Source organism: Sphingobacterium sp. 18053 (assembly GCF_902706145.1).
Taxonomy (GTDB): Bacteria; Bacteroidota; Bacteroidia; order Sphingobacteriales; family Sphingobacteriaceae; genus Sphingobacterium; species Sphingobacterium paramultivorum.
Window position 1 is genome coordinate 152589 of record NZ_CACSJW010000003.1, and the last position, 11356, is coordinate 163944.

An 11356-nucleotide genomic window follows, 5' to 3' on the forward strand; every position below is an offset into this window, starting at 1 on the left:
TCATATCACAATCAAAAGCGGGTATTTCTTGTAGGAAATACCCGCTTTTTTATTAAACAGGGTCAAAGACTAGACGACTGTATTGGATATATTCTTCTTTTCAAGTATTTCAACAATTTCCAGTAGATCATCAATCACATAATCGGGATTTGCCGATCTGAGTTGAGCCGCATCATGTGCGCCTGTTGTTATGCCAATACTCAAAGCGCAACCCGCTTGTTGCCCCTCCTGTATGTCAATAATAGAATCACCAATTTTAACGACGAAACCCGGATCCGTAATTTCAAATTTTTGCATGGCCAGATGAATCATATCTGGATAAGGTCTGTTTCGAGGTACATCAGAAGCAGTAATTAACGCATCTACATCTTTGCCAACTTTCCAATTAAGCTTCTCCAAAAGTGACTCGGCTGTCTTACGATCATAGCCCGTATTGAGCACACGCAAGATACCCCGCTCTTTCAAGATCGCAAAAAGTTCTTCCGCATTCGAATTAGGGTAAATTTCCTCGACTTCATAAGCATGTTCCAAGTCTTTCAAAAACAAAGTAAACATCCGTTGAGCCAATTCATCATCATCAACATCCAAACTATTTTTGAGTACAGTCTTGATTGCCTGTAACTTCTCCTTACCTGCAGCGTGGGCCAATACCTCTGTTAATGTCAGTTCGTATCCCCCTACCGTATTTATAGCATTTCTAAGTGTCTTATAAACAATATTATTTTCGTTTACTGTCGTACCTGCCATATCAAATACGACCATATTGATGGCTTCTTTCATTCTATTCAATCTAAAAGTTTAGCAAAAATAAAAAAATGTTAAATAAAACTAAACAAAACCATGTTAATTTATTGCTATGCTTTAGTTAAGAAAACTACTTTAACGCACCACAAAATAATAGGTCCAGGCGATCAGCAAGATTTGAAACGGAATACGAAACCACAAATAGTTTGGACCCGCGCCATCAAAAGTAGCCGTCTCGTAATTGATACGCCTTAAGTTTGCCCGAATATTTGTAGGTAATACCAGTAGAAAGAAGACAATTAAAAGGATTCCCGTTGTGCGGCTCACCTGCGGGACAAATAGCCCAATAGCAGCTATGAATTCCATTAAACCGGTTCCATAGATCATTTCTTTTTTAAATGGAACAAAGTCGGGCAGCATCAACATCATTCCTTTGGTATAAAGTAGGTGTCCCAATGCAGTGAACAACAGCATCACCGCCAATCCAACTTTACCCGCTAAAAGAATATCCATCTCCCCCTTCAACAGCAATAGGATGAGATTGGATATAATGCAAACGACAATTAAAACAAAAAATGGTTTCATCTTTTTTATAACAAAAATAGGTGCCCTTCCTTTTGTTATCAATGAACATTTGTTAATAAATTTCTTTCCTGATCCGGCTTAACGATTGCGGTCTAATACCAATATAAGAAGCCAGATATTTTAAGGGAATGTTGCGAATCAGTTCGGGTTGCTCACGCATCAATTTGATATACCTGGTTTTTGCCGAATCTTCAAGTAGTGTCAGTTCCCGTTTCATTTTTTTTAGAAAAATGTCCTCAACCGCTTTCCGACCAATGAGGTTACCAACCGTTGTTGTTTGATATACCGTATGGAGATCCTCAAACGATATCCGCCATAAAATACAATCTGTTATTGCCTCGAGATGATACGATGAAGGCTGCTGCGTCAAGAAGGAATCGTACCCACTTACAAAAGAGTTTTCGAAAGCAAATCCAAAAGTAAAATCATAGTCCAGTTTTGGGATATTGAAACGTACAATTCCTTTTTCAATAAAAGATAAATACTGTTCAGTTTTTCCGATTTCCAAAATCAATGACTTTTTTGGAAACTCCATCTTAACAAGCTTAGCGGAAAATACTTCCCAGTCCATATCATTCATGACAACGAGCGATTCAAAATATTCTTTGATCTTGTCCATGATTCCTATTTTTTAAGAGCAAGATAAAAACTTCTGTTCAAATACATCGTAATGATTATTTACTATTTAATCGATTATTTATTTCAATAAACATACGACCTATTTTATCAAAAAATATTAACTTAAATACTATAAACTTTAATCATGAATATTCTTAACGAAAACGGCCCAGAACGGTGGCCTGCCTTTAGAAAATTAGGTTTTCGATTTTCCTTTATTTTCATTTTGTCGTTTATTCTTGTTTTTAATAACGGCACTTATCCTTTATATGGATATATCAGCACCCCTCTTACCCATTTTATGCAAAGGTTGACTCCCTGGTTTGCAGAAAATATATTGGGCTATTCTTACGACCACAGCATCTTCATCAACGGAAGTGGAGATACCTCCTATGCCTGGGTATCCCTATTGATCCTACTCCTATTGGCATTAGTTGGGGCAGCTTTATGGTCCATATTGGATCGAAGAAGAGCCAGCTACACAAGCCTTTTCTATTGGTTAACCACAGGAATACGCTATTATGTTGCTTTTATGCTTATTAACTATGGACTGTACAAAGTCTTCTATATGCAAATGCAACCGCCGAGGTTAACACAACTTCTCCAGCCATTGGGCGAGTATTCTCCTATGGGGCTGGCATGGACCTATATCGGTTACTCTCAAGGCTACAATATACTTATTGGTTCAGTAGAAATATTATCGGGCTTATTGCTTTTCAGAAAAACGGTAGTTGCTGGTGCACTTATTACAGTTGCAACAAGTATTAATATTATGGCCGTTAATTATTTTTATGATGTTCCTGTTAAAATGGTCTCCACAGCACTCCTGCTATTTTCCATATTTCTACTGCTTCCCTACTTAAAAGCATTGTTCGCAATTTTTATTTCAGGAAAACCTGTACAGTTACTCCCGATCCAACAACCCCTATTCAACAAAAGCTGGAAAAGAAAAAGCTTGTTTATCGCCAAATTGGCCGTGTTACTTCTCTTTATGGTGCAACAGGGCATGGGCATATTAAGTACAAAAAAAATGATAGCTGAGTACCTAACGAAGTCACCACTATATGGAATCTACCGTATTGAACAAGCGGGAACACAAGGCAAATCAATCCCCGAAAATTGGCGACTTATTGTTTTCGAAATTGATAACAACAAGGTCTTAATACGCAACACAGACTATACCCCACAAAGGGAGAGCGTTGTTATTGATGCAGCGGGAAAAAAAATTACCCTAAACAATTATCAATTTGATTATCAGATCAACCCTGACGGAAATATTCTTCTGACAAAAACCTTTAATGACCATACAGCGCACATTAAACTTATTAAACAAGACGTGCAAGCCTTCGAATTAATACAGCGCAAGTTTCATTGGGTACAGGAATATCCCTATAACCGCTAAATAACAATCGTAAAACTAAATAAAACAAATCGTACACTTAACACCTCCCCAGACCAAAATAACTATGTTTAATGCTGCAAACATAACAACATGCGACGACGAGGTAGAGCATCTCGGTTTTTTATATCGAATGCGAAATATCAGGGTACACACCTACCATATGCTCAAAAGCAAAGAGGTGGTGACCCTTATCTTAATACATTCGAGCGGAGGTAGCCGTGAGATTGATCAGGGGCAACATAATATCATGGGTTATCAAATTCATCTAATGTTCCCCGGTCAGTCGAGTTCTTTCCATTTTTTCAAAGAAACCGCTGTTTATCATTTTAGAATTCCCTGGCAAAATTTCAAAAAATTATGTCACACGCTTTCAATCAACATAAAACTCCTTAAAGATTATCCGATACTTCAGGTCACGCCATATAAATTTGAAACGCTCCGCTATGAATTCGATAAGATCCGTAATGAACTCTATCGCTATCAGCCACCATTATCACTCATTTTATCACGTTTGGCAACTAGCTTACTAGAGATTAACCACTCCTTAATCAAACACATCGATAATTTAGCACCATACGCTTATCCAGCCATCCTGAATCGCTTTCTTGAATTAGTAGAACTTCATTATAAACAAGAACACCATGTCGCTTATTACGCAAATTTACTGAATATAACTACAAAAAATCTTTGGATGCAAACACAGCAATACATGGAGACTAGCCCCCTCAAACTGATTCATAATCGTTTATTAAAGGAAGCTATGCACCTGCTGAGTTTGGGGGCCAATCCAATCAAGACTACACTGATTGAATTGGGTTTTGAGGACTCCGCTACTTTCTCTCATTTCTTCAAAAAACAGACAAATATGTCACCTTCAGCATATCAAAAGAAACATTTACCGCATAAAAAAACATAAAAAAGGCTCCTACGTGATATACATGGAGCCAATATTTATTAAGAAAACCGCATTATAACTATCTTTTCTTCAACGTGATATTATCCAAAGATGCGTTTCCCTTTCCTACATTGGTAAATCCGATCCGAACAATTTTTTTATTCGGATTGATCTCCTTGCCAGTAACAAAATCAAGCTCCTGCTTGCCCCCTTTTTTTCCTAAATCAGGTATTAACGTCTTTAAATTCGACAACTTTCCTGTTACGACAGCGACATCATCGACTTCTACCTGGACTTTCTCTCCTTTACTCCAATAAACAAGTTTGAAGTCTTGTTGGGGATCCAAATAAACATATTGCTCTATTTTTTGACCCGGCGCAAGTACCACCGCTTTACTCCCCTTTTCTCCGCGCCCTTCTTCGATAACCGCTGCTCCCTCCCAAGGTGCAAGGCCAGACTTACTCTCAAAATCTGGATTAGGCAATTCATTACCATCTTTTAAAGGCCAGTTATACGCCCGAATATAATCGACCTCCATATTGACTCCGCCTTCAGATCCATAGGCTCCAAGAAATACGTTCAAAAAGTGGTTGGGTGAATAAATCTGATTTTTATTCGTATACGCTTTGATCAGGTCTCCATTGATATAATGTTTAATACTTGTAGGTGTCCACAATACCCCATGTGTTACCCATTGTCCGACATGTTCATACCCCTCCGCAATATGTGTAGCAAGATTACGTTGAAATACCCCTTTTTGATCAACATGTCCATGTATCACAAACTGAGCTGTAATATATTCGAAAACGTCGATTTCGAAAAGCTGTCCCTTGGGGCGAATGCCTTTAATTCCGTCGACTTCGGATCCTTCTTGAAGATAATAACGAATATCTGGTCCAGGTGAATCAAACCAAAAAGCGGTATTTGTTCCCTTGGGACTACCCTGTCGGTTACGTCTTACCTTAACTTCAAAGTACCCACCTTTGCTGTTGTCTAGTAAATTTTCATTGGACTTCCAATCGTAGGTTTGGATGGATGAAATCTTCTGGTTGCCACCCGCTGTAAAAATCCGTTTGGGAATAGTATCATTGACATACAAATTGATCGCTGATCCATTTAAAGTATAAGCGGGTTGTGGCAAACGATCATGCAACATTTCATCCTTGGATTTTGCATTCAGATAGTTCAAGGATGAAAAATAGTTGGTCGTCCATTTATTCCGATTAAGTAATTGATCGTTAAATTCATCCTGCCAATAGACTTCCATACCAACAGGAACTGCTCTTGAACTTGGATTCTTTTGCTCTTCATCGAGTTCAGTATTATCCAGCTGCCATCTCTTGCTCGTATACACTTTTCCATTTGCCAAGGATTTTCCTGTAGCAGATTCTATCCAGATATAATAGGTCGTTTCAGGATCTACCTGCTGAATATAATAACGTTTGACACCTTCTGCCAATATCGCATTGGCTGTCTGCGGTTTCTTATTCGTTTTTGCCCAAAAGACTTTCGATCCGGACATGCTCGGTTGATTATCCTTCATGTCTACACGGATCCAGCTCCGGGTACCCAATAGCTGTAATGGTACATTTGACCTTGTCATTTGAGCCGATAGCCCTAGCACTGACAATACCTGAATACCTGCAAGAAATAGATATTTTTTCACAATTTTCTTATTTTATAAACGAACAAACTATAGTCAATCTGCTTACGAACAGACTATAACCTTACGATAATAACGAGAATTATCAGCATTGACAACTCTGATCAAAACGCAACCGTTTGTTCAATTTAGCTATTCCGAAAAATAATAGACCCGCTAAGGTTTCAACCGAAGCTTGACTAAAAAAAATCTCCACAGGACGACTTGTGGAGATTTTTTCGGTTAATTTAAGGTGATACTGATTGCCTGCTGGCTCAAAATTGGTTTTTGAATGAGTTGACCATCTTGCTGTTTCACGATAAGAAACTCTTGTTTGCCTTTCCGGGATACCTCAATATCAAACACCCGGTCAAAAGCCTTTATACGTCTAAGCCGCATATACTTCCATTCCTTTGGCAAACTGGGACTTATACTAAACTTTCGAAAACCAGTGGGTACAATATGAAATAATCCTTCTGTTATGACCCGGCAATACAAGGCACTTTCGGCACTTAAATGCCTTTGTCCACCTTCAGGCCAGGCCTCAACCGGATAGGGTACATGATCCCCCAAAAGACGCATTGAAGAGTAATACTTAAAATAAGGCAGCGCCCTTTCGGTTGCTCCCGTCATAAAAAATCCCTTAAAAGCATATAAGGTTGCCCGATCCCAAAATACCTTATCTCCGGATTGTGTGAGTATACCGTTGTTTGTCCAGAGATATTTTGATAATAATGCATCAACTGTTCCAGCACTCCGCTCGGTGATCCCCATGGTCATAGGCAAACATATCCAAGCCCTTAAGATGGTATTGCCATCGTAATAACGGTAGGTGGAGTAGCCTTGCACATCAGCACCAAAATAACGCACAATCGAATGACGGAGTTCTTCAGCCCGTCGTCTGTATTGCAGAGAAAGATCCTCCTTTCCCAATTCATGAGCAAGGTCTGCCGCACTCTGAAAGGCTCCATAGGCGATACTGTTCGTCGACAGATTAATTTTACCTGCCGGTGCTCTCCCCTCCAGTTCATCACTATCCGATCGATAAACTCCTTCACTTGTCTTTTGCCGTTCCAGGTACTCAAAACACCAGTGGATCAATGGCCATAATTCGACAGCAATATCTTTCTTTCCCAATGCCAACGCATACCGGGATGCTCCATAGGCAATCATAGCCATGTCCCCTCTATCTTTAGCACCATTCCAATAACTATCGCCCTCCGCCACTATTGAGCTCGGAATTGGTTTATAATCCGAATTCATAAAACGGGCAAAATGGCGAAAAGAGTTTATAGCGCTTTCATTGCCGTTGTGATTGCCCAAGAAAGGAAAGAAAGGATTGGCATATTCAGCCTGATCATTTGCCCAAATAGCAGCATAGTAGCTTAAGCCCCCTGGACCGTGCATCAGTCCGCCCTTCGTATCATAAATACTTTCAGTTGCACGAATCTTAGCAAAAGCAAATGCTGTATTGATCGTATCATTAGGGGTTTCCAGCATTAGATCGTCGGCTAAACTTTTCACAAAATCCTCCCTTTTCTGTAATTCATAAGACGGAGAATACTGATAAACAGGTGTTGAAATTTTCTTCCCTTCATACACAATATCAAACAGATAACTCTGCTTTGGCTCAAGATTTGGCACCAGACTATCTCTTACCAAGGCCTGTACAACATATTGTCCATAAACACTTTTCGCAGGGTCGGACAGGAATTTCGAATACTTGTTAATCAGATCGATTCGCAGGGGTTTATTCCCCGTATTGACCAACTTAACGCGTTCAATCAAAACAGGTTTATCGACAGATGGGAATAACGTTCGCTGTACTTCCAGTGCTGAATTCGTCGTTGAATAAACAGCTAATTTTCCGTCAAGTACAAAACGTTGCGGATACTCATCGACCGCTACGCCATCTACTTTTATCAATAAAGACTTAGTATCCTGAAAAGGTACTGTTAAACTTGCATGTGTATTGTTGGGAACTGTCCGCAACATGGGAAATACAATCTTTTTGTCCAATAACAGACGACCTTCGCGAACACCGTAGTAAACGACCGCAGCGGATTGTAAACCGGCCATTTCAATATGATCTTCGTGATTCTCACCCTGCTTAACCTTCCATTCAATCCTATTCCCATTTAATAGTGCCCATTTTTTTGAATTTTGAGCTAACGTCAAATTCCACTGCAACAGGCTCATGGCAATGATGCCCAAATAATATAATTTAATTTTCATGACGATCTATAATTGAGTTGCTACGGTATATTGCCTATCGCGGCCAATCTTCACCTCGATATAGCTGTAAGTAAAACCATTTTTCTGACCAATATGACTTTTCTGCTTGATACCATTAACGTAAAGATAAGGGTGACTTCCCGGAAAACCAGCCTGCCAGTACTGCGTCGCCTCTCCTCCTGAGTACGACAAAGTAGTTCCCGATATCCCCTGTTGATTCACCGTATACATTGCTCGACCAATCTTCACATTCGACACTTTAACCCGCTCAATATCCTGAGGAAGGTGGGAACAAGTTTCTAAAGAATTACCTTTTGCCCCAGGATTAATCCCAATCATATCTTGCACAACGTTGCTTATCAGCACAAAAGAAACTTCGGGGTAATCACCATTGGTACCCGTCAATGTAGCCATGGCATGCACCGTATTAATTTTTGATATAATATATTTCAGCCATTTCCAACCTCGTTCGTTCTGTCCATATTTGAAAAACAATTCGGGAACATAAGTGATTGCTTCGATATTTTCGGGTAGTCCTTCTTTTGAGCCAAGTTGTGCATCGATATAATCCAAATAATTCAGATGTCTATTTGATCGCTGGTCCGTAATTTCTTTTAAGGGGAGAAACCAAGAATTTTCTTTCCCCCATCCAGACACGGGCAGATTATTTTTATCGTAGCCTCGATTATACAGTTCTTTATTGTTTTTTACCCCCCATTCTGTATTAAAATAGTTCCACAATACTTTTGCCTTCTTGTTGTAGGCCTGAGCTTGGGAGCGTTTACCCGTTAATCGTAAAAGTTTAGCGAAGGCCAAATAAGCCTGATACTGACTTCCAATACCGTCACCGGCCTCAATTAAAGTTTGGTCACGGTGTTCATTGTAGGTAGCCGTACCTTTGAAAATATTGCCCGAACCTTCGCTTTCGGCCACGCCGTTTGGTTTTTTAATATCATGCAATGCTACAAAATCACTTACCGCTTTTGTGTTGAATAACAACAAAGCCGCATCATTAAGATACCGTTGATCCTTGGTCCAGTCATAGAGCTGCGCATTCTTTTCAACCAACTCAAACACTGCCGGTATCTCACGGACAAAGTCATCGTCATTTCTGTAGTCTAACGTATAAGGGCTCCCATCAAAATTGATCGCCCACAGAGGAAACCACTTTCGTTCCTTCGTAGCACTTGCCGCGAAAGCCCGAAGCATCGTAAAATTCTCTTCTTCCAAACCCAACAGATGCGCTCCCACCGCTTGGTGACAGAAATCACGCGAATAGAAGGCTGTTCGTAAAGGATATCCCGCCCAATAAGCCGGTTGATACGAAGCAATGTCTGCAGATTGATTTTTCTTGTAAACATTGACTGGTCCCCGCGTTCCGGTAACAACAAAAGATCGTGCTTTCTGCTTAGCCCAGTCGAAGACCTCCTGGAGTTCCTTTTGGTCCGTATCGATTGAAATATCTTGCTTCTGCGCAAAAACACTGACAGAAAGCATAGTCTGTACTGCAAATAATAAAAAGGTTTTCATAAGGAGTAGCAATTTAATAAACCAAGGATCTGCATAGGACAGACCCTTGGAGGTTGGTTGATTAGTCGTAACTTGGATTCTGTTTCAACAATGCATTTCGTTGAATCTCACTGCGTGGAATTGGAAGTAAGTAATGCTGAGGAAAGAACTTCCGCTCCTGAAGCACCTCAATTTTATAACTTTTCTTCTTCGTTTGGTCGTCCCGTACAATGATTATTTTTCGTGCCGGTTTGTTTTCAGTCTGTTCAGCAATTTTCCAACGTCTTACATCAAAAAAACGATGATCTTCAAAGGCAAGTTCTATGCGTCGTTCCTGCTGTATCTTTCCCAAAAGCGCGGCACCCGTGCTCGTAATTGCAGGAAGTACGCCTACCTTCCCACCACGTGCACGCTCTCTAATCTTATTGATGTACGTGCGAGCTACCTCTTCATTACCCAATTGATACTGGGTTTCCGCATAATTTAGATATATCTCACCCAGACGCATATAAATCCAAGGTTGTGCACTTTTATCATTCCACGGATTACGCAAACTTTCATCCATAAACTTACGGATCGTATAATGGGTCTTCGATGCATTCCAATCATCAATACCGAATTCGCTATCCTTACCACTATTAGCCCGGTTTCCTGTTGAGGATACATAAAACTCAATCTCTCTACCCCTAAACTGCTGACCATCACAAACAATAGAGGCATAGAATCTAGGCTCACGATTTTCCCAAGGTTTGCCATCCGCATAGGCCTGTGCAGAAGGCATAGAACCATCTTCCATCTCATAGGCATCGACCATGTCCTGAAGCACACAGGTTCTTGACCAACCTGTAAAACCATTCGGAGAATCGGACCAGTCAAAAGAATGTCCAAATTCAGTATTGAACTGCTTCATAAAGATGATCTCTTTACTCTTATTACTTGTAAAAAGCTGTTTGTAATTTGCATCAAGCTGGTATTGATTGAGGTCCAGCACAGCCTTTGCCGCATCAGCAGCTTTTTGCCATTTCGCCTTATCATTGGATGGATTCCAATATGGACTTGCAGCATACAATGTTACCCGTGACTTCAGTGCCAATGCTGCACCTTTAGTTGCCCTACCAAAATCCTTTCCTTCGTAACTGAGGGGGAGCAACCCAGCAGCTTTATCCAATTCTTTCACAATAAAGTCTATACATTCATCGTAGGAATTACGCGGCACCATCATATCGCTGTTCAGATCGAAAGTTTTTGTGATCAACGGAACACCTCCAAAACGCGAGACAAGATCCGCATAAAAGAATGCGCGAAGAAAGATCATCTCGCCATTCAACCGATCGACTTGCCCTTTGTCGGCTTTCAACTTATCAATATTATCAAAGAAGATATTGCAGTTCTTAATCGCTTCATAATAAGCATTCCATGTAGAGTAGTCCCCAAACTGGTCTGCCGTCACTTCTCCCCTGTTGTATAAATAAGGGTTTCCCGAATTGAAATTATGATAAGCCTCGTCCGAAATATACCTTAAACCAAGATTTCCAAAACCGTCCTGTATTTCTGTATAACGTTTATTTACATACGTTTCGGTCAGTTTCAGATCCGAGAATATAGCATCTCCGGTAAAGGAATCCAACGGTTTAACATCCAAATAATTTGAACAGGATGTCAAACAGCTTGCAAAAAAGATCGTTATATATAATTTTATCTTTGTATTCATCTGTCAATAAATTTT

The 11356-nt window shown here is 40.0% G+C and carries 9 protein-coding genes; 2 read left to right on the forward strand and 7 right to left on the reverse strand.

All coding sequences use genetic code 11. From position 1 onward, the window contains the following. Window positions 1–69 precede the first annotated feature (69 nt). The 3 genes from GVK91_RS07765 to GVK91_RS07775 all read right to left on the reverse strand — a co-directional run bounded on the left by GVK91_RS07765 (window position 70) and on the right by GVK91_RS07775 (window position 1948). Window positions 70–780 (reverse strand): HAD family hydrolase, encoded by a 711-nt coding sequence (locus GVK91_RS07765; RefSeq protein WP_159727752.1) that lies wholly within the window; start codon window positions 778–780, stop codon window positions 70–72. Window positions 781–879: 99 nt separating this feature from the next. Beyond that, window positions 880–1329 carry a hypothetical protein gene (locus tag GVK91_RS07770; protein WP_159727754.1) on the reverse strand — a complete coding sequence of 150 codons (450 nt, stop codon included), beginning with the start codon at window positions 1327–1329 and terminating at the stop codon, window positions 880–882. Window positions 1330–1381: 52 nt separating this feature from the next. After that, entirely contained in the window at window positions 1382–1948 is a 567-nt protein-coding gene (locus GVK91_RS07775) for a Crp/Fnr family transcriptional regulator (RefSeq protein WP_159727756.1), read from the reverse strand. A gap of 144 nt (window positions 1949–2092) precedes the next feature. Here GVK91_RS07775 and GVK91_RS07780 point away from each other — a divergent pair, with 144 nt between their 5' ends. Both GVK91_RS07780 and GVK91_RS07785 read left to right on the forward strand, forming a co-directional pair. Then, window positions 2093–3349 carry a hypothetical protein gene (locus GVK91_RS07780; RefSeq protein WP_159727758.1) on the forward strand — a complete coding sequence of 419 codons (1257 nt, stop codon included), beginning with the start codon at window positions 2093–2095 and terminating at the stop codon, window positions 3347–3349. Window positions 3350–3413: 64 nt separating this feature from the next. Continuing rightward, on the forward strand, window positions 3414–4265 hold the full coding sequence (locus GVK91_RS07785; protein ID WP_235032805.1) for an AraC family transcriptional regulator: 852 nt from the start codon (window positions 3414–3416) through the stop codon (window positions 4263–4265). 58 nt (window positions 4266–4323) lie between these two features. Here the strand turns inward: GVK91_RS07785 and GVK91_RS07790 are convergent, their stop codons facing one another. From GVK91_RS07790 to GVK91_RS07805, 4 genes are all read right to left on the reverse strand, one after another. After that, window positions 4324–5910 carry a glycoside hydrolase family 16 protein gene (locus tag GVK91_RS07790; RefSeq protein WP_200845554.1) on the reverse strand — a complete coding sequence of 529 codons (1587 nt, stop codon included), beginning with the start codon at window positions 5908–5910 and terminating at the stop codon, window positions 4324–4326. Between the two features lie 219 nt (window positions 5911–6129). Beyond that, complete coding sequence (locus GVK91_RS07795; protein ID WP_159727762.1) at window positions 6130–8121, reverse strand: hypothetical protein; 1992 nt, start codon at window positions 8119–8121, stop codon at window positions 6130–6132. Between the two features lie 6 nt (window positions 8122–8127). Then, window positions 8128–9651 carry a hypothetical protein gene (locus GVK91_RS07800; RefSeq protein WP_159727764.1) on the reverse strand — a complete coding sequence of 508 codons (1524 nt, stop codon included), beginning with the start codon at window positions 9649–9651 and terminating at the stop codon, window positions 8128–8130. A 61-nt stretch (window positions 9652–9712) separates the two neighbouring features. After that, window positions 9713–11341, reverse strand: a complete 1629-nt coding sequence (locus GVK91_RS07805) for a RagB/SusD family nutrient uptake outer membrane protein (RefSeq protein ID WP_159727766.1) — start codon at window positions 11339–11341, stop codon at window positions 9713–9715. Window positions 11342–11356: the final 15 nt, after the last annotated feature.

Bases quoted from the DNA above. Each gene is read 5' to 3' on its own strand.
- GVK91_RS07805 (WP_159727766.1), bottom strand. From the start codon at position 11,341: ATGAATACAAAGATAAAATTATATATAACGATCTTTTTTGCAAGCTGT.
- GVK91_RS07780 (WP_159727758.1), top strand. From the start codon at position 2,093: ATGAATATTCTTAACGAAAACGGCCCAGAACGGTGGCCTGCCTTTAGA.
- GVK91_RS07775 (WP_159727756.1), bottom strand. From the start codon at position 1,948: ATGGACAAGATCAAAGAATATTTTGAATCGCTCGTTGTCATGAATGAT.
- GVK91_RS07785 (WP_235032805.1), top strand. From the start codon at position 3,414: ATGTTTAATGCTGCAAACATAACAACATGCGACGACGAGGTAGAGCAT.
- GVK91_RS07800 (WP_159727764.1), bottom strand. From the start codon at position 9,651: ATGAAAACCTTTTTATTATTTGCAGTACAGACTATGCTTTCTGTCAGT.
- GVK91_RS07795 (WP_159727762.1), bottom strand. From the start codon at position 8,121: ATGAAAATTAAATTATATTATTTGGGCATCATTGCCATGAGCCTGTTG.
- GVK91_RS07770 (WP_159727754.1), bottom strand. From the start codon at position 1,329: ATGAAACCATTTTTTGTTTTAATTGTCGTTTGCATTATATCCAATCTC.
- GVK91_RS07765 (WP_159727752.1), bottom strand. From the start codon at position 780: ATGAAAGAAGCCATCAATATGGTCGTATTTGATATGGCAGGTACGACA.